The 18,136-nt window shown below is 42.4% G+C and carries 17 protein-coding genes; 12 read left to right on the plus strand and 5 right to left on the minus strand.

What is annotated here, in order from left to right:
• The gene (locus tag OXPF_RS21295; RefSeq protein ID WP_054877221.1) at nucleotides 1-765 is read left to right on the plus strand and encodes a DUF364 domain-containing protein; all 765 of its coding nucleotides are present in this window, start codon (nucleotides 1-3) and stop codon (nucleotides 763-765) included.
• A gap of 21 nt (nucleotides 766-786) precedes the next feature.
• Here OXPF_RS21295 and OXPF_RS21300 read toward each other — a convergent pair whose 3' ends face one another.
• Entirely contained in the window at nucleotides 787-1,194 is a 408-nt protein-coding gene (locus tag OXPF_RS21300) for a hypothetical protein (RefSeq protein ID WP_054877222.1), read from the minus strand.
• A 40-nt stretch (nucleotides 1,195-1,234) separates the two neighbouring features.
• Complete coding sequence (locus tag OXPF_RS21305; protein WP_054877223.1) at nucleotides 1,235-1,498, minus strand: hypothetical protein; 264 nt, start codon at nucleotides 1,496-1,498, stop codon at nucleotides 1,235-1,237.
• Nucleotides 1,499-1,680: 182 nt separating this feature from the next.
• Between OXPF_RS21305 and OXPF_RS21310 the strand changes: the two genes are divergently transcribed.
• The 10 genes from OXPF_RS21310 to OXPF_RS22910 all read left to right on the plus strand — a co-directional run bounded on the left by OXPF_RS21310 (nucleotide 1,681) and on the right by OXPF_RS22910 (nucleotide 13,255).
• On the plus strand, nucleotides 1,681-3,078 hold the full coding sequence (locus tag OXPF_RS21310; protein ID WP_054877224.1) for a sigma-54 interaction domain-containing protein: 1,398 nt from the start codon (nucleotides 1,681-1,683) through the stop codon (nucleotides 3,076-3,078).
• A 280-nt stretch (nucleotides 3,079-3,358) separates the two neighbouring features.
• Nucleotides 3,359-4,405, plus strand: a complete 1,047-nt coding sequence (gene ord / locus OXPF_RS21315; RefSeq protein WP_083480089.1) for a 2,4-diaminopentanoate dehydrogenase — start codon at nucleotides 3,359-3,361, stop codon at nucleotides 4,403-4,405.
• Nucleotides 4,406-4,679: 274 nt separating this feature from the next.
• Nucleotides 4,680-4,994: a 2-amino-4-oxopentanoate thiolase subunit OrtA gene (gene ortA / locus OXPF_RS21320; RefSeq protein ID WP_054877225.1), complete on the plus strand. Its 315-nt coding sequence runs from the start codon at nucleotides 4,680-4,682 to the stop codon at nucleotides 4,992-4,994.
• Entirely contained in the window at nucleotides 4,987-6,402 is a 1,416-nt protein-coding gene (gene ortB / locus OXPF_RS21325) for a 2-amino-4-oxopentanoate thiolase subunit OrtB (RefSeq protein ID WP_201779753.1), read from the plus strand. Before ortA ends, ortB begins: the two co-directional genes overlap by 8 nt.
• Before the next feature lie 15 nt (nucleotides 6,403-6,417).
• Nucleotides 6,418-6,783 (plus strand): ornithine aminomutase subunit alpha, encoded by a 366-nt coding sequence (locus OXPF_RS21330; protein WP_054877226.1) that lies wholly within the window; start codon nucleotides 6,418-6,420, stop codon nucleotides 6,781-6,783.
• Nucleotides 6,783-8,990: a D-ornithine 4,5-aminomutase subunit OraE gene (gene oraE / locus OXPF_RS21335; protein WP_054877227.1), complete on the plus strand. Its 2,208-nt coding sequence runs from the start codon at nucleotides 6,783-6,785 to the stop codon at nucleotides 8,988-8,990. The genes OXPF_RS21330 and oraE overlap by 1 nt, the downstream gene beginning before the upstream one ends.
• Entirely contained in the window at nucleotides 8,980-10,329 is a 1,350-nt protein-coding gene (locus OXPF_RS21340; RefSeq protein ID WP_054877228.1) for a GlmL-related ornithine degradation protein, read from the plus strand. The genes oraE and OXPF_RS21340 overlap by 11 nt, the downstream gene beginning before the upstream one ends.
• 73 nt (nucleotides 10,330-10,402) lie before the next feature.
• Nucleotides 10,403-11,497, plus strand: coding sequence for an ornithine racemase Orr (orr, locus tag OXPF_RS21345; protein ID WP_278308417.1), 1,095 nt, complete (start codon nucleotides 10,403-10,405; stop codon nucleotides 11,495-11,497).
• 235 nt (nucleotides 11,498-11,732) lie between these two features.
• On the plus strand, nucleotides 11,733-12,299 hold the full coding sequence (locus OXPF_RS21350; protein WP_054877229.1) for a zinc ribbon domain-containing protein: 567 nt from the start codon (nucleotides 11,733-11,735) through the stop codon (nucleotides 12,297-12,299).
• A 17-nt stretch (nucleotides 12,300-12,316) separates the two neighbouring features.
• Complete coding sequence (locus OXPF_RS22910) at nucleotides 12,317-13,255, plus strand: M48 family metallopeptidase (RefSeq protein WP_152967825.1); 939 nt, start codon at nucleotides 12,317-12,319, stop codon at nucleotides 13,253-13,255.
• Between the two features lie 165 nt (nucleotides 13,256-13,420).
• Here OXPF_RS22910 and OXPF_RS21360 read toward each other — a convergent pair whose 3' ends face one another.
• Entirely contained in the window at nucleotides 13,421-13,738 is a 318-nt protein-coding gene (locus OXPF_RS21360; RefSeq protein ID WP_278308420.1) for a DUF362 domain-containing protein, read from the minus strand.
• 185 nt (nucleotides 13,739-13,923) lie between these two features.
• Between OXPF_RS21360 and OXPF_RS21365 the strand changes: the two genes are divergently transcribed.
• On the plus strand, nucleotides 13,924-14,988 hold the full coding sequence (locus OXPF_RS21365) for a uroporphyrinogen decarboxylase family protein (protein ID WP_054877232.1): 1,065 nt from the start codon (nucleotides 13,924-13,926) through the stop codon (nucleotides 14,986-14,988).
• A gap of 207 nt (nucleotides 14,989-15,195) precedes the next feature.
• Here the strand turns inward: OXPF_RS21365 and OXPF_RS21370 are convergent, their stop codons facing one another.
• Complete coding sequence (locus OXPF_RS21370) at nucleotides 15,196-17,436, minus strand: ABC transporter permease (RefSeq protein WP_054877233.1); 2,241 nt, start codon at nucleotides 17,434-17,436, stop codon at nucleotides 15,196-15,198.
• Nucleotides 17,436-18,134 (minus strand): ABC transporter ATP-binding protein, encoded by a 699-nt coding sequence (locus OXPF_RS21375; RefSeq protein ID WP_054877234.1) that lies wholly within the window; start codon nucleotides 18,132-18,134, stop codon nucleotides 17,436-17,438. Before OXPF_RS21375 ends, OXPF_RS21370 begins: the two co-directional genes overlap by 1 nt.
• Nucleotides 18,135-18,136 lie beyond the last annotated feature (2 nt).

Here is an 18,136-nt window from a genome sequence, read left to right on the forward strand (position 1 = left end):
ATGTGGGAAATTTATGATGCATTAATAGAAGGTATACCGGCTGATATTACAGCAGATAAAATAGTCTGCGGAAGCTGGATGAGCATAGTAGTTAATAGATACGGAGCCGGTGTTTCCACCGTTATGCCGGTGGAAACCCGTTTGCCCCTGTTTTCGGGAAATCTTATAGGCAAACCTTTAAGACAGGTAGCTGAGCTTGTCAAGTCCTGGAACCTTCCCGAAGCTTCCATAGGCCACGCCGCCATAAATTCCTTTTATAATAACCCCGTCATTGCCAGAAGCAACGGAGTAATTTTTTCCGATTCAAGACATACAGAGGACAGGCTAAATGACCCATTCATAACTTCTCAAAATGCTGTAAAAGGTAAAAAAGTAGCCGTCATGGGTCATTTCCCGTACCTTGAAACCTTCTTTGAACCTATATGCGAACTTAGCATAATCGATTGGGAGCCAATAGAAGAAGGCGATTTCCCCTTTGCAGCCTGCGAATATATTCTGCCCCAGAGCGATTATGTCTATATTTCCTCCCGCAGCATGGTGGACAAAACCTTTCCAAGACTATTAGAGTTATCCAAAAATGCGGAGCATGTTGTTTTGGTCGGCCCCACTACCACTCTTTCACCCTATCTTCTGCAAGCAGGAATTAATGATTTATCCGGCTTTATAATAAAAGACGCCGAAAAAGCTTTTAATGTAGTAGCAGGAGTTTTTAACTCCACAGTATATTCAACAGGTCAAAAGGTGTCCTTTAAGAAAACTGAATAATTTAATATTTACAGTTAAGCCCTAGTGAACTTTTTTATTTATAAATTTAAGAAGCTTGCCGCATAAATAAACTATTAGCCTTAATAGAATATACACCCCAAATGCCAATGCAAACCCGTATAATCCAGCTTCAATATCGGCAAAATCCATCCTTCCCCTTCCGGTAATTTTTTGCTGGATTTCCAGGCTGAATACCAGCACTATCAAAACCGTGAAAGTATATATAAATGATATAATTGATACATTCCATTTAGACAGCTTTTTAAAAACATAATCAGCTATGATAAATATGATAATTCCCGTTATGCCGATTATCCAAAAATGCAGCTCCTTATCTGTCAGGTTTAAGCCTAAACTACTGCATATCCCCATTATATCGTCGTGCATATTATTAAGCATGTCAGAAATAAACTTAAGTGCAGCAACCATCTAAATCCCTCATCCCAATATAAGGTGCATTACTTATATATTATATTCTTTCGATAAAGTTCTCCACATTGCTCAATTTGTATGATATCTTATCTTTGCCCTTCAATTCAATCAAAAGGTTTACCAGATATTCCGAAGGGTTTCTTTCCTTTAAGAATTTACCCACTGAACCTTCATAAAAAATAATTCCGGTATTTTCAAAATTCTCATCATAAATCTTTATTTTTTTATTCAACAGTTCCACATCAATTGGTACGTTATAATACTTATGAGCATCGTAAATTTTTGCTTTGGCAGTTTTCATGAAATACCCCGCTTGATAATAATTCTCATATATAAAATTAATCCTACAAGGATTCATTATATCATATAACTTGTAAAATATCCTGCTAAATTGTTTTTTAACAATTGGCTACATTTTTACAATATTATTTTTTTATGTTATACTAGTGCCGCAGTATGTGGTGCTAAAAGGGGGCAAACATAATGGATAATAATATTTTAAGGTCGGTACTGAGCGTCTTGCTTAAATATATAGATGAAGGTATACATGTCATTGATAAGAAGGGAAACACCATAATTTACAATAATGCCATGGAAAGGCTGGAGGGATTAAAAAGCGAAGATGTTTTAGGAAAGAATCTTCTTGATATATTCCCCAGCCTTGATGAAAACACAAGTACCTTGTACAAAGCTTTAACGGAAGGCTCCCCTATTATAGACAGGTACCAGACCTATACAAACAGAGAGGGCTACAAGATTACCTCTTTAAATTCAACCATCCCCCTCCTTTTGGATGATGAAATTATTGGCTCTCTTGAAATATCAAAGGATTATACAGGTTTAAAGTCCCTCTATGATAAAATAAGCACGCTGCAGCAGGAAATAATAAATAAAGAAAACGGCGGCGGCACAAGGCATTACAGCTTTAAAGATTTAATAGGCTGCAACCTTAATTTTTTAAACGCAGTCTCCGTTGCCCAGAAAGCTTCCCGCTCCTCTTCCACTGTGCTTATTTACGGGGAAACGGGGACAGGCAAGGAGCTTGTAGCCCAGGGTATACACAGTTCCGGGAACAGGCATGGAAAGCCATTTATTGCACAAAACTGCGCTGCCCTTCCCGAAGACCTTCTTGAAGGTATACTCTTTGGCACCGTTAAAGGAGGCTTTACCGGTGCGGTAAACAGGCCGGGGCTTTTTGAGCAGGCAAACGGAGGAACGCTGCTTCTTGACGAAATAAATTCAATGAATATAAATTTACAGTCAAAGCTTCTTAGAATTCTCCAGGAAGGCTCTATAAGAAGAATAGGCGGAGTAAATGATCTACCCATAGATGTCAGGATAATTGCCACTACAAATGTGGACCCTATAAAAGCTGTTGATAACGGTACACTGCGGGATGACTTATATTACAGGCTCAATGTAGTCAACATTACTATCCCCCCTCTCAGGGAGAGAAGAGAGGACATTCCGCTGCTTATAAGGCATTTTATAGCCCTTTACAATAAAGCTATGACCAAAGATATATGGTATATATCAGAGGATGCGGAGCGCAGCATGATGGCATATTCATGGCCGGGTAATGTAAGGGAGCTTAGGAATTATATTGAAGGCGCCATGAATATGGTTTCCTCAGGACATATAATAAGCAGGGAACATTTTACCGGCACTGCCCAGTCCAATCTTTTCAGGGAGAAGGACTATGATTTTCCTCCTAAGGATTATGAATTAAAGATAAGCTTAGACCATACCCTTCTTATGGTGGAGAAAAAAATAATTTCCGATGCTTTAAAGAAATGTGAAGGCAACATATCAAAATGTGCCCGGGTTTTAAACATAAAAAGGCAGACATTGCAGCATAAAATTAAAAAATTTAATTTATAGCCGTATATGTGCAAAATCATTTGCATCCTGCAATAATTTTTGCATAGTATATTTGTGGCTATACACCTATTTTTTTCATAATTCTAATAATTAACACCGACCCATATGCAAATAATTTTGCATATGGGTTTCTTTTTATAGCTGCATAATAATCCAATACTGCCGCTATTTTCATATATTTAACTGCATTAACAAGTGTCATAAAATTTTGGCATAAGTTTTGCATTAGTAATTATTATATACATAACACTATAATTAAACGCATATTGGAGGTTTTAGATTGAGTGAAGTAAAAGTTATCATATGGGGTCTCGGTGCTATGGGCGGCGGCATAGCAAAGCTTCTTGCAGAAAAGGAAGGAATAAAAATCACAGGCGCCATAGCCGGCAGGGCTGAAAAATCAGGTAAGGATTTAGGAGAGGTATTAAACTTAAACAGAAATCTTAATGTGGCCGTATCGGCAGATTATGAGAAAACCATAAAAGAAACGGAAGCGGATATAGTCCTTCTGGCTACCGATTCTTTTTTGAAGAATGTATTCCCGCAGATAAAGCTTATAGTTGAAAGCGGTAAAAATTGCATCACTATAGCGGAAGAAATGGCTTATCCCCACACTGTTGATGAAAAGCTGGCATCAGAGATAGATGAACTGGCTAAGGAAAATAAGGTATCGGTGCTGGGTACAGGAATAAATCCGGGCTTTGTACTGGATACCCTTATTATAACCTTGACCGGTGCCCAAAGAAGCGTGAAAAAGATAAAGGCAGCAAGGATAAACGACTTATCCCCCTTTGGAACAACAGTAATGAAAACCCAGGGCGTCGGGACTACACCTGAAGAATTCAAAAAAGGAATTGCTGACGGCAGCATAGTAGGCCATATAGGCTTTAAGCAGTCTATTACTATGATTGCCGACTCTATCGGCATAGAAATAGATGAAGTTATTGAGACAAGAGAGCCCATTATTTCGAATACTTACAGAGAAACCCCCTATATAAAGGTGGAACCTGGCATGGTGGCAGGATGCCGCCACATAGGATATGGCATGAAAAACGGGGAGGCTGTTATAACTTTAGAACACCCCCAGCAAATATACCCTTCCGTTGAAAATATTGATACAGGAGATTACATCTGGCTGGAAGGCGATCCGGATTTGAATCTTTCCATAAAGCCTGAAACTCCCGGCGGAATCGGTACCATTGCCACGGCGGTAAATATGATACCCCATGTTATAAACTCCGCGCCCGGCCTTGTTACCATGAAGGATCTTCCCATACCCCGGGCTCTCATGGGAGATGTCGCCAAGCTTATAAAAGCCGGCCGGTAATTAAGCGCAATAATTTAATTTCGATAGAGCAGCTTAATATGATGGAAGGAACATTGCGGAGGGACTGTAGAGACTGTTAACAAGGCGCAGGATAGCTGCACCATTGTTTGAGCGTCAGCGAGTTTTGGTGATAAGTTGGGGACATTCCTTAACGAATCAGAGGAGTGTCCCCATACATTGAACAGCTGAGTTTACAGCCTCTAAGTCACGAAGCAGGTGGATGGAATCATATTAAGCTGTTTAAAAAACCAAGAAGTTAAGGAGATGATTAAACATGACCGAGCAGGCAGTTAAGGGTGACTGGGTGCAGATTCACCAGGTGGTCCTCCATCCCGGAGAAAGGGCTGATAACCTCCCCCAGGACACCAAAAACGTACCTCTTGAAATGTGGATAAAGGGCTTTATAAACCATGACGGCAAACTTAATGACACAGTAGAAATAACTACGGTGACCGGAAGATGCGTAAAGGGTGAGCTTACCGAAATAAATCCCGGCTACAGCCACGGCTTTGGAAAATGCGTCCCTGAGATTTTGCATATAGGATTAGATCTGAAAAAAATCTTATGGGAGGAAAAGAATAATGAATGATATGAGCTATAAAGGCGTCATGTCCAGGAAAAATGAGATCATGAAAAAGGCCATAGGCCTTGATTACAATAACTTTGAGAGAGGTTCAATATCCTTTGACTATGAAAGGATGATGAAGGATACCGGATATTCACTGGATGAAATAACAAAAATACAGAAAGAAACAGGGGTCGGCAGCACACCCTTAATTGAGCTTAAGAATATGACAAAGCTGGTTAGGAAGCTGTCAAAACTAGGGTACGGAGCCAGGATTTTTATAAAGGACGAGCAATGTAACCCTTCCGGAAGCTTTAAAGACAGAAGAGCTTCGGTATCCGTATATCATGCAAAGAAACTTGGGTTTAAGGGCGTTATTTCTGCTACCAGCGGCAATTACGGAGCAGCAGTGGCTTCCCAGGCAGCCATGAGGGGCTTAAAATGCATAATAGTCCAGGAATGCTACGACAGCAAAAAAGCCGGCCAGCCGGAAATACTTGAAAAACAGAGAAAATGCGAAAGCTATGGCGCTGAAGTAGTCCAGCTCTCCGTCGGCCCCGAATTATTCTATATATTTTTAAAATTGCTGGAGGAAACAGGATATTTTAATGCTTCCCTCTACTCCCCCTTCGGCATAGCTGGAATTGAAACCTTAGGCTATGAATTGGTGGAGCAGTGCAGGGAAAGGACGGGAAAGGACCCTGATGCCGTTGTAGTCACCCATGCGGGAGGCGGCAATGTAACGGGAACGGCAAGGGGAGTAAGAAAAGCAAAATCAAAGGCAGAAATAATAGGCGCAAGCGTGGATTTAAAGGGGCTTCATATGGCCTCCGACAGGGATTTTAACAGAAAGTCCTTCACCACCGGCCACACAGGATTTGGAATACCTTTTGCCACCTGGCCTGACAGGTCCGATGTACCACGCAGTGCCGCAAGGCCCTTAAGGTATCTGGACAAATATGTAACTATTCATCAGGGGGAAGTATTTTATATTACCGAGGCTTTATCCCAGCTTGAAGGCTTGGAGCGAGGCCCAGCCGGAAATACATCCCTTACGGCAGCCTTTGCCCTGGCTTCAGAGATGCCGGAAGATAGAATCATCGTCGTTCAGGAAACCGAATATACAGGTGCCGGCAAGCATCACCTGCCCCAGCTTTCCTTCGCGAAAGAAAATGGTATTGATATACTTACGGGAAATCCTGATGATGAAGTACCCGGCGCCAATATTATAATCCCCTCCCACCCTTCTTTAATTAAGGCAAGAGAAGTTGACCTTGACAGGCTTAAAAAATCATATATCAAAAATTGCATTGATAACTACAATGTTCGGTCGGTCACAAAAGAAGACCTTAAATTCTTATCAGAAGATGTTAATGTAGATGTTAGCTATGTGATAAATGTGCTAAAAAGTATGGATATAAATGTTTTATAAGGCAGGTATGTTTATATGAAGAGACAAGATGATTTTGAAATGAGAAGACAGCATTTAAAGGATTTGACGGAAGATCAACTGGAAAAAAGATTCTGGGAATTGTGCAACAAAATAGTTGAGCCTATGATAGAATTGGCCAAAACCAATACTTCCCCTTCCATAGAGCGGTCGGTGCTTTTAAGAATGGGATTTTCAAGCATTGAAGCTAAGGCCATTGTAAACAGGGTTATTGAATTAAACCTCCTTAATAAGGGAGCCGGGAACGTCGTATACAGGCTTTCAAAATTAAAAAACCTGGAAATTAAAGAAGCCGGGCTTGCCCTTTCAAAAGGCGATTATACCGAGGAGGCCCTGGGGCTTTTTAAGGAGGTAAGGGTGTGATGAAATTGAATAAAGACGTAAAAATCGATATAGAAGAAATATTAAAGGATCTTGAAAGCTACAAGCCCAAGCGAAGAGGCTGGCACTGGAGGGAAAACAAAGGTATTCATAACATAGGAGAGTTTGAATACCGTCAGGCATCACAGCCCTTAAAAAACAGCCTACCCCTTCCCGCATCCAAAAGTTTCGGATATATGGACCCCCAGCCCGACTGTGTAATCACCACGGAAATTGCCTCGGGAAGATTTGAGGATGACATAAGAAGGATGAGGATGGCAGCCTGGAACGGAGCAGATCACATAATGGTAATCCGCACGGCAGGCCAGAGCCATTTTGACGGACTTATAGAAGGCACCCCGGAGGGTGTCGGCGGCGTGCCCATTTCAAGGAAGCAGGTGCGGGTTACGAGGAAAGCACTGGATTTAATCGAAGAGGAAGTAGGGCGGCCCATTAATTTTCACTCTTATATAAGCGGCGTGGCAGGACCGGATATTGCCGTAATGTTTGCTGAAGAAGGAGTTAACGGGGCTCACCAGGACCCGCAATACAATGTGCTCTACAGGAATATAAACATGGTAAGGTCATTTGTAGACGCTGCCGTTGCAAAAAAAGTGATGGCCTTTGCCGATATGCTCCAGATTGACGGCGCTCATAACGCCAATGCAACAGCCGTTAAAGCCTGGAAGGTTATGCCGGAATTAATGGTGCAGCATGGAATAAACTCCGCCTATTCAAAGATGGCAGGAATGAAACCCCAGAATATTTCACTGTCAACAGTACCTCCTACGGCACCTCCGGCACCCAGTATAAGGATTGACCTCCCTTATGCCGTAGCTTTGAGGGAGCTTTTCAAAGGCTACAAGATGAGGGCACAGATGAACACCAAATATATGGAATCCGACATGAGGGAAGCCACGGTGACCCACACCCTTAACCTTCTCATTTCAAGGCTTACAGGTGCGGACATACAAAGCACCATAACACCGGATGAAGGAAGAAACGTGCCCTGGCACTATAACAATATAAATGCCATAAACACCGCCAAGCAGGCCCTTTTAGGCATGGACGGCATAAATGAGATACTGGAGATTAAAAGAGACGGAGAGCTTGGAAAAAATGTAAGGGAATTAAAAGAGCGGGCCGTGCTCTTTTTAGAGGAGATATTGGAATACGGCGGATATTTTAACGCCGTGGAGCAGGGCTTTTTTGTAGATTCCGGATATTATCCCGAAAGAAACGGTGACGGAATAGCCCGCAGCATAAAGGGCGGTTCAGGCGCTGGCACCGTTGTTGAAAGGGACGCTGATTATATGGCCCCCGTATGCCATCATTTCGGATATAACAACCTTCCTCATGATGTCGAAAATCCCTGTGATTTAATCGGCGGCTGCACCCTGTGCAACCATGATAAGATTTCATATATAGACGAACTGGATGAAGAGGATAATGTATCTTCACGGCTTGAATCCACCTATGAATACAGAAAGACAGATAGTTTAAAGCCCGAGGTGGAATGGGCGGGGGACGGCATTATAAGCACCACATTCTTTTTGCCGGTAAATGAAAGAACGGCAGAATTTGCGGCAATAGAAATGGCAAAGAAAATGGGCCTTGAAGATGTGGTGGTCATACACAGGCAAAAGATGCAGGATGCGGAAGGCACCCTGGTGGAAGTAAAAGGGAAGCTTCCCTTTTCCATCGATATATCAAGCCTTGTAATTCCTGAAAAACCGGAAGTATTGTCCGATGATGATATAAAAAATTTCATAATGGAATATCCGTTAAAAATCGTGGCTGCAACTGCAGGCGAAGATGAGCATTCCGTCGGATTAAAGGAAATCATAGATATTAAGCACGGCGGTATAGAAAAATACGGCATAGAATGCCATTACCTCGGTACCTCCTGCCCTGTTGAAAAGCTGGTGGATGCCGCCATTGAAATAAATGCATGTGCCATACTCATAAGCACCATTATAACCCACAACAATGTTCATATTGACAACATGGCAAAATTAAACCAATTGTGCACTGAAAAGGGAGTCAGGGATAAAATAATACTGGTGGGAGGCGGCACCCAGGTATCCAATGAAATAGCGGTTTCAGCGGGTTTAGATGCAGGCTTCGGGAGAGGCACCCATGGAAACGACGTAGCCAGCTTCCTTGTAAAAAAGAAAATGGAAATGGGTGAATTTCAATATGAAAGCTGACATATTAGTTGCGGAAATAGGAAGCACCACAACGGTTGTCAACGCCTTTGACGCTATAGACTCCGACAAGCCAATATTCTTAGGGCAGGGCCAGGCACCCACAAGCGTAGGGATGGGCGATGTCACCATAGGCCTTTTTAGGTCAATTGATAACTTAAAAGAAAATATGAAAACAGATACACTGGAGTGGAATGAATTTTTCGCTTCCAGCAGCGCCGCCGGAGGCCTTAAAATGACGGTTCACGGCCTGGTTTATGATATGACTGTCAGGGCAGCTAAAGAAGCTGCCCTGGGAGCCGGCGCCATAATAAAATATATAACTGCCGGAAAACTTCGAAAAAGCGATTTAAATAAAATAAAAGAAATAGACCCTAACCTCATACTGGTAGCTGGCGGAGTTGACTACGGTGAAAGGGATACCGCTCTTTATAATATGGAATTGATATTAAATATGAGGCTTAAAACTCCCATAATATATGCCGGAAATATAGAAAACCGGCAGGAAATAATGGATATTACCAAAGATGCCAATCAGAAAATTTATATGGTTGATAACGTATACCCAAGAATAGATGATCTCAATATCACTCCTGCCAGACAGGCAATACAGCAGGCTTTTGAAGAGCACATAACCAGGGCTCCGGGGATGGCAAAGATTAAAGAACTGGTAAATGGACCCATTATCCCCACTCCCGGTGCCGTCATGGAGGCTTCCATGTCTCTTTATGAAGATATAGGAGACCTCCTTGTTGTTGATGTAGGGGGAGCTACAACAGATGTGCATTCGGTTACTGAAGGCAGCGACGAAATACAAAAAATACTCATAAGCCCTGAGCCAGCGGCTAAAAGGACGGTAGAAGGAGACCTGGGTGTCTATATCAATCTTCATAATATCATTGAATATCTTGAGTATGATAAGCTTTTAGAAGAATTCGGAAAAGATATTGAAAAATTCATCCGTGACCCTAAACCCATCCCGGAAACCAATATGGAAAAATCCTTTATTGAAAAAATTACTCACGAGGCGGTAAGCATTGCCCTAAGACGTCACGCGGGAAAGTTGCGGTCTTTTTACGGGCCTTCGGGCAAGAAAACCATTGCCGAAGGCAAGGACCTTACGAATGTGAAATGGGTTATAGGCACCGGGGGTGCTTTAACCAGGCTTAGCGGCAGGGAACTATTAAAAAAAGCACTGTCAGCCAATACGGGAAGCCTTTATCCCAAAGGCAATTTCAGTATATTTATAGATAATCATTATATAATGGCTTCCCTTGGAGTATTGTCTAAAAAGTATAAAAGGGCTGCAGTTAGCCTTCTTAAGGAAAGCTTAAGTCTTTAACAATGATTTTTAACACCAGTTTATAGAGGAATTATAAAATAATTATCGAAGACATTAAAAGGAGGTGATTGGCTTGGTGAATCCAAGGATTGAAATTGACCTTTACAAACTGAGGCATAATACTGAAAATATAGTTAAATTGTGTCAGAGCAATAATATATCCGTAATGGGAGTTGCAAAAGTATTTTGCGGCAATTATGACATTGCGATGGAAATGGTAAAGGGCGGCGTAAAATACCTTTCCGATTCCAGAATCGAAAATATAATAGCATTAAAAGGCATTAGCATCCCGAAGGTACTTTTACGCATTCCAATGCCCAGTGAAGTTGAACAGGTAGTGGAATATGCCGATTACAGCTTAAATTCAGAAATAGGCACCATATATAAAATTTCTGACACATGCGTAAAACAGCACAAAACCCATAAGATAATACTCATGTTTGACCTGGGAGATTTAAGAGAAGGCATATGGTATAAAGATTATTTTAACTTTATAGAGGAGGTAAGATATCTTCCGGGCGTAGAAATAGCAGGTATCGGAACAAACCTAACCTGCTACGGCGGAGTTATACCCACCAACTTGAATCTATCTGTTTTAACAAATATAGCAAAAGAAATAAGACAAAGGCTCAATATAGAACTTCCCATTGTATCGGGAGGCAATTCCAGCAGCCTCCATCTTATAGAAAATAAAAATATGCCTGAGGGTATTAACAACTTAAGAATCGGTGAAGCCATAGCCTTAGGCCGGGAAACTGCCTATGGAAGGCAGATTGAAGGCTTATATGACGATTGCTTTATGCTTTATGGCGAAATAATAGAGGTAAAGAGAAAACCCTCTCTGCCCTTTGGCCAGATCAATATGGATGCTTTTGGAAATAAGCCTGAGTTTACCGATAAAGGTATGAGTAAAAGAGCAATAGTTGCTTTAGGTCGTCAGGATATAAGACACGAGGATCTTATACCCTGTGATAGCAGTATGGAAATATTAGGCGCCAGCAGCGATCATCTGCTCCTTGATATAACAGAGTGTAAAGCTGAATATGAACCGGGGAGCGAAGTCAAATTCAAACTAGGCTATGGAAGCCTCTTAAGCTCCATGACATCAAATTATGTAAAAAAGGTAATGCTTAACCCTTGTAACTCTCCGAATACAGCATCTCTTTAAGCTTTGCCTCGCACTCTGAGCTTCATCCTCTGTTTGCTTCCAATAATCAACAAACAGCCATTATAGTATATGTTCACTTATTACGCACTTATTTACTATTTTTTGATTAATTTCCACAAAAACCACTTGCTAGTATTAAAAGGCCGGTAGTAGAATGGTATTAGCGTGCAACTAAGCCTGTTTTCAGCAACCTGTCTTTTAAATATAAACAGCAAATTTATAGGAGGTTAATCTTATGGCGGATAAAAAGCAGTATACAGTTAATAGCGGGTTTGATCTTGGAGCATTATCTTTAGAAATTTCGGAGTATCTGAAAAATACTCAAAAATTAGAGACCCAAAGTTTTGAAAGCAATAACGAATACATTGTTCAAGCAAGAGAAGCTTCCGCCTGGAAAAAGTTTTCGGGAATGGATACGGCCACTACAGTGAAATTGACATTATCAAATAACATCCTCACAGCAGAAATCGGTAAAGGCAAATGGTTGGACAAGGTAGCTGGAGCTGCCGTGGCCTGGTTTGTTTTCGCACCTATATTGGTAACCACAGCTATTGGTGTATACAAGCAGAGCAAACTTCCCCAAAGTATATTCGCCCAGATTAATGACTATGTAAACAGAACCATATTGACTGCCTCCCAAAATTACCAGTTCATCACATGTAAAGAATGCGGCGCCTCCGTCATTTCCAGTTCCGCCTTTTGTTCTTCCTGCGGATGCAAATTGACATCCAATTGCAGTTCTTGCGGTTCTGCAATAAAAACAGGTGAACGTTTTTGCAGAAGCTGCGGACATGCTGTTTAATAGCAGAAAGGATTTATATGAGCAGAATAGCACTTGATAATCTTGATACACTGGAATATGAACATCAATTTGACAGAAAAGCATTGGAAGCTTTAAAAGCAACTCCCGGCCTTCCGGCATTAATAAAGTCCATAAGGAAGTATTCCTTTGATAAAATACAAAAAGTAGTACATACAGGCAGCTATCTTAAGATAAGTTCTTTTCAATTCACCCATGTAAATGAATTATTCCTGGAAGCATGCAGAATACTGGGGTTTTCAGTCCCTCCAAAATTATATATTAAAGAACAATACGAAATTAACGCATATGCAACATGCTTTGCTGACCCTATAGTGGTGCTGGGAAGCGGGTGTCTTGATGCCCTTTCTGATGATGAGTTACTCTTTATTATCGGCCATGAGTTAGGACATATAAAAAGCCAGCATCTTCTCTATAATGACCTTGCAACCCAAATATCATATTTTGGTTCTCTTATTGGCGAGTTAACCCTTGGGATAGGAGGTGTCCTGTCAAGGGGGCTGGAAGTGGCCTTATTATACTGGTCCAGAATGTCGGAATTGACCTGTGACCGTGCAGGCCTTCTTGTTTGCCAGAGCTTTCCCGCTTCTATAATGACAACAGCCAAAATGGCCGGAGTATCGAAAAAATATATAAATGAAATTAATGCGGATGCTTTTTTGCAGCAGGCAAGAGAATTTGAAGGTTTTGATTTTGATGCTCTTGATAAAATAGCTAAAGTCTATTCTGTCATTAATTCGACTCATCCCTGGACAGTAATGCGGGCATCGGAATTGGACAAATGGGTCCAGTCCGGCGGATACTCTGATGTACTGAGCAGAAAAACGCAAAAGAAATTGATTACACGTCCAAAAGTTAATTTATCCTGTCCTAACTGCGGAACGCCGGTAGAAAATGAAGACAGATTTTGCCCTGCATGCGGAAATTCATTGAAATAATTTTCTTATCACATTTAAAATATTTCTTTAATGCTATTGGTGAACACCCAAATTGATTATATAAAAGGTGATACTTAAATTTTCTAACTCTCCGAATACAGCATCTCTTTAGGCTTTGCCGAATATAGGGCGCTTTTATCGTCATCTGTCACAATTTCAATTTCCTCAGGGGGCCGATATTCCAAGCTTCAGTTCCATTGCCCGGGCAATCTGTTCCTGTTTAAAAATGGGAGTATTCATTATTTTATCATTGCTTTTTAGGCTTTTTAAAACACAAAGGCCAACAGCGTCTAAGGCAATCCTGTCTCTAGATATAAGCATTACATCCGCCCTTTTTCTGACGCCTGACATAGGAGCCCCGTCTGTGAATACTTCAATTCCGTCCATTAATATAAAATCAGGCTTGTATGCTAAATTAATCTCGGCAATCATCTTTCTCATATGAGGTGAATTGTGTAATAAATCCTTGCAGGATTTATTGATACATAAAAATTACTTCGTAATTTACATGGTATAATATATTTTACCCCATGTAAATGAGTATGCTATAATGAAACCGGAAAGTGATTTCTGTAATTTCTGAATTCAAATCATGCAACGATTCTATAACACTTCCAGTATTTCATTTTATGTAAATATTGTCTAAAAAATTGAAAGGATGTGTTTACGTGAGCAATAATATCCCTCCTTCCAGACAGCCTGAGGGCTCATTTCCCTGGAGGCTGCAGCAAGTCCCAAGACCACTAGGAGACCGCCCCATCACTGCAAAGGAAAACCAGCGTCTGGTTTATGAAGGTAAAATCCCCATGTGGATGCCTGTTTGGCTTATGGACAACCAATATTGCTGGCCGGATGTAGTGTTGGAGCATCCAATGTACGAGCAGGACGGTTTTGACTGGTGGGGAACCGAATGGGTAATGGTTGAGTCCGCCGGCGGAATGATGGTAAAACCCGGCACAAGAACAGTGACAGATATAGCAAAATGGAGAGAAGAAATGCCCATCCCCGATTTAAGCAAGGTGGACTTTGAAGAGGATGCAAAGCTTCAGACCGCCCGCTACGATAATACGAGAATGCACGTTTTCCACTGTCCCGAAGGCCTTTTCGAGCGCCTGCATGAATGTATGCCCTTCGATGAAGCCCTTATGCTTTTCTACGAAGATCCCGAGGCCGTTCAGGACTTTTTCACCGGTATTGCAGATTTCAAAATTGAACTCTTAAAAAAAGTATTTCACTACTATGACCCCATCGATTACGTAATTTATGGTGATGACTGGGGTACTCAGATTTCAGGATTTTTCTCAAATGAAATGTTCAGGGAAGCAATAATGCCTCAGACCAAGAGAATATGGGATTTTATCAAGAGCCAGGGCAAATTCATCGAGCTTCACTCCTGCGGATTAACCCAGCAGTACATAGAGGAAATTATAGAAATGGGCTGTGATGCCTGGACTCCTCAGGCTATAAATGATTTTGACATGCTTACGGAAAAATACGGCAATAAGATTGCACTTACCGTTCCTGTTGCAGGTATGGACAAAGCCGCAACAGAAGAAGAAGCAAGACAATTAGCTCGCCAATTTGTTGATAAATTTGCTCCAAGAGGAAGGATAATTGCAGGCTTCATGATGAATCCTAATCCTGCCATATCCCAAGCCGCCTCCGATGAACTATATAAATATTCATCCGAATTTTATGCAAATATGCGCAAAGAGGCAGAACAAACTGCCTGAAAATAAAATTAAAGCCTCAATCCTGTACAATACCATAGAGATATTTTGTGGACCTCGGGTATTGGTGAGGGGTTGTGTAATTAGTCATCTTATCGGGTTAAAGTGAGCACAAAACCACCCCCGTTCCTAATCTATGTGGAGCGGGGGTTTAAATTTATGTTTATTTTAATAGGTTCTGTGGAGACTCTTTTTTATAAGCAGCCTCTTTTATTCCGTCCCCGCCTTAAGAGCTTCACTCATAGGGACACGGGCCACTTTTTTACGGCACATCAGCTTGGCAAATTCATAGGTAGCCAGCACCACACCAAATCCCAGGAGTATATAACTGATGCTCAGCTTAACCGGCAGGACGAGCTGCAGGCTCTCGGTCAAAGATTCATAAAACACCCCCACGGTTCCCAGTAAAGCGGGGATCCCGAGCAAATAACCTATGACAACAATCAAGGTATTGCTGCCCAAAATCAACTTCCGCACTTCCTTTTTTCTGTAGCCAAAAACTTTCATTAATGAAATGCTGCTTCGACTTTCGTCAACCACGATACCGGTGACGATATAGATGATAATCAGGCCGAGAACAAAGGCGGATCCAATCAGTCCGTAAACCATCGGACCCATTTGATCAAGCAATATACCAAAGCCTTCTATGATGGCATCAATGGATTTTGTACTTTGAATCTCTCCTTGAGCAAAGGTCATCGGCTGGTCGCTCCAAATCCCGATATAAGTGTCGGCCGGCATGCCGAACTCGGCGTTGAAGCTTTCAAGGGGCATGAACAGGAAATCTCCGGCATAGGTGTCGGCTATTTTCTCAATTATAAACGTGTGTTCCTTGCCGTCTTCCGTATCAAATACCGTCAGGCTGCTGCCAGCATTTACCTTCAGCTTTTTCGCCAGCGGAGCCGTAATCGTAGTTTGTTCGGGTTTAAAAGCCTGTCCGCTGGTGTCTTTAAGTTTGATCCTCTCGGTGCCGGGCAGAACTCCTGTCACATAAAAGCTGACGTCCTCATCCTCAGGAAGGCTGACATAGGCCGCGCCGAACTGTTCGGTTCCCTCCGGCGGTGCTCCGGTTTTCTCGGAAGTATATACATACTCGTACTCCAGGTTATACAATTCCTTGACTCCCTCGGTGAGCATATAGTCAACAGAGCTTTTCATGGTCAGCCCATACAGCATAAGCATGGTAGCTACAACAATCCCAAATAGCAGGAAGAAGGTTCTGGATAAACTGCGGACTTGCTCTCTGATTTTGAACTTGGTATGGAATTTAAACCGGTCAAGCTTTAAACTGCCCTCGATAAAATTAATTTTATTTTTTACTTCTCCGCCTCTCATAAGGACAGCCGGACGTGCTTTCAGCACCCTGCCGGTGATCAACCAGGTAACGCCGCAAAGAAGCAGGATTGGAAGCAGCACCGAGAAAACAAGCAGCCAGGGATTGACAATTACTTCATAAGCCGGCATGGGAAAGGCCGTCAGCATAAAGCTGAACACACTGCCTGATAGCACCAGGCCTAATGCGGAGCCCAGAACCGAGCCAATTGCGGACACCAGAAGCGGAAACATCAGATAATGACTGCGCAATTCACGCCTGCGGTAGCCTTGGGCATAAAATGTTCCGATGATGACAGATTCGCTTTTAATCATGCGGAACATCATCATCCCGAGCAGAACACAGGAGAGCGCCAGCATGGCAGACGGGACGGCAGCGCTCATGGTGGACAATACGCCCACCTCCATGGGAACATAAGAGACGTTGACTTTCTTTTCTGTGCTTTGCCAATTGGTGATACTGATACCTTGTGAACGCAGCTGGTTTTTGACAGCCGCCTCCTGAGATTTGATATTCTCCCGTTGGTCAAAACGAATGGCATACACCTTATTTTGATCAGGCAAGGCGGCAAAGTCCCCTTTACCGACCAGTCCTACCCCAAAGATCTTGGGATCGTTCATAATCTCTTCCTTTGACTTGATTACATAGATATAATTAGGCAGAAAACTGTATCCGGAAACGGTGAATTCCTTGCCCGACACCGTGATGGTATCCCCGATTTCATAACCGTTGGTTTCGGCAAACAGACGATCAAGCATAATCTCCGAGGCCCCGGGTAAATTGCCTTTATGAACCGCAGGGATATTAACCTCATTCATCATGGCAAACACCCGCAAAGTTTGCCCGGGATGTACTTGGCAGTCGGCTGTACCGCCCAGCTCCACCTTAGCTGTAAATTGTTTACCCAGGTCTCTGGAATCAATTTCACCGTTTATGGAAAATTCCGCATCGGACAGCGCATTCCTCTCAGAAAACAGTTTAAATGCATGGTCTAAATTAGCTGATGTCGTATTCAGCATAACAAACATCATACTGCTGATGACAAGCAAAAGCGTGGAGCCGATATAGCGGGCTTTGTTCTCGAATATAGTTCGGATTACTTTTCTGAAAAGCGCCATTACCACTCAATCCTTTCTGCTGCGAGGATTTCCTCATGCAGGATTGTTTCTGCGATCTCGCCGCTGCGCAGCTTGTAGACCATATGTGCCATATCTCCTATGGCTGTATTATGGGTAATCATCAGGATGGTTGTGCCAAAATCCCGGTTGACTTTTTGTAAAAGAGCAAGTACGCTGCGGGATGTTTCATAATCCAAAGCTCCGGTTGGCTCGTCGCACAGAAGCAGTTTCGGGTTTTTGACGATAGCACGGGCAATGGCGACACGCTGCTGCTCTCCACCCGAAAGCTCCCGGGGGAAGCTCCTTTTTTTCATTTCAAGGCCAACGGCTTTCAGCACAGTATCGACATCCAGCGGATTTTTAGCTATATTGGATACTACCTCGATATTTTCCCCCACAGTGAGATTGGGGACGAGATTGTAAAACTGGAAGATAAAACCGACCTCATTCCGCCGGTAATCCGTCAGCTTGTCGTCGTTAAGCTCTGTTAATTCCAGACCGTCGATCTGAACGCGGCCGCTGTCCGCACGGTCAACACCGCCGATTATGTTCATCAGGGTAGATTTTCCTGAGCCGGACGGGCCGAGAATTGCTCCTACCTGACCCTTTTCCAATGTCAGACTGATTCCTTTTAGAACTTCATTAGTGCTTTCACCTGCACTGTAGCTCTTTTTTAGATCTTCGACTATAATAAACAAAC

The organism is Oxobacter pfennigii, assembly GCF_001317355.1.
In the GTDB taxonomy this organism is placed as follows: Bacteria; Bacillota; Clostridia; order Clostridiales; family Oxobacteraceae; genus Oxobacter; species Oxobacter pfennigii.

Excerpts from the sequence above, each read along its gene's own strand:
- OXPF_RS22910 (WP_152967825.1), top strand. The coding sequence starts at position 12,317 with ATGAGCAGAATAGCACTTGATAATCTTGATACACTGGAATATGAACAT.
- OXPF_RS21350 (WP_054877229.1), top strand. The coding sequence starts at position 11,733 with ATGGCGGATAAAAAGCAGTATACAGTTAATAGCGGGTTTGATCTTGGA.
- OXPF_RS21330 (WP_054877226.1), top strand. The coding sequence starts at position 6,418 with ATGAAGAGACAAGATGATTTTGAAATGAGAAGACAGCATTTAAAGGAT.
- OXPF_RS21295 (WP_054877221.1), top strand. The coding sequence starts at position 1 with ATGTGGGAAATTTATGATGCATTAATAGAAGGTATACCGGCTGATATT.
- OXPF_RS21305 (WP_054877223.1), bottom strand. The coding sequence starts at position 1,498 with ATGAAAACTGCCAAAGCAAAAATTTACGATGCTCATAAGTATTATAAC.
- OXPF_RS21340 (WP_054877228.1), top strand. The coding sequence starts at position 8,980 with ATGAAAGCTGACATATTAGTTGCGGAAATAGGAAGCACCACAACGGTT.
- OXPF_RS21370 (WP_054877233.1), bottom strand. The coding sequence starts at position 17,436 with ATGGCGCTTTTCAGAAAAGTAATCCGAACTATATTCGAGAACAAAGCC.
- OXPF_RS21300 (WP_054877222.1), bottom strand. The coding sequence starts at position 1,194 with ATGGTTGCTGCACTTAAGTTTATTTCTGACATGCTTAATAATATGCAC.
- oraE (WP_054877227.1), top strand. The coding sequence starts at position 6,783 with ATGAAATTGAATAAAGACGTAAAAATCGATATAGAAGAAATATTAAAG.
- OXPF_RS21310 (WP_054877224.1), top strand. The coding sequence starts at position 1,681 with ATGGATAATAATATTTTAAGGTCGGTACTGAGCGTCTTGCTTAAATAT.
- ortB (WP_201779753.1), top strand. The coding sequence starts at position 4,987 with ATGAATGATATGAGCTATAAAGGCGTCATGTCCAGGAAAAATGAGATC.
- ortA (WP_054877225.1), top strand. The coding sequence starts at position 4,680 with ATGACCGAGCAGGCAGTTAAGGGTGACTGGGTGCAGATTCACCAGGTG.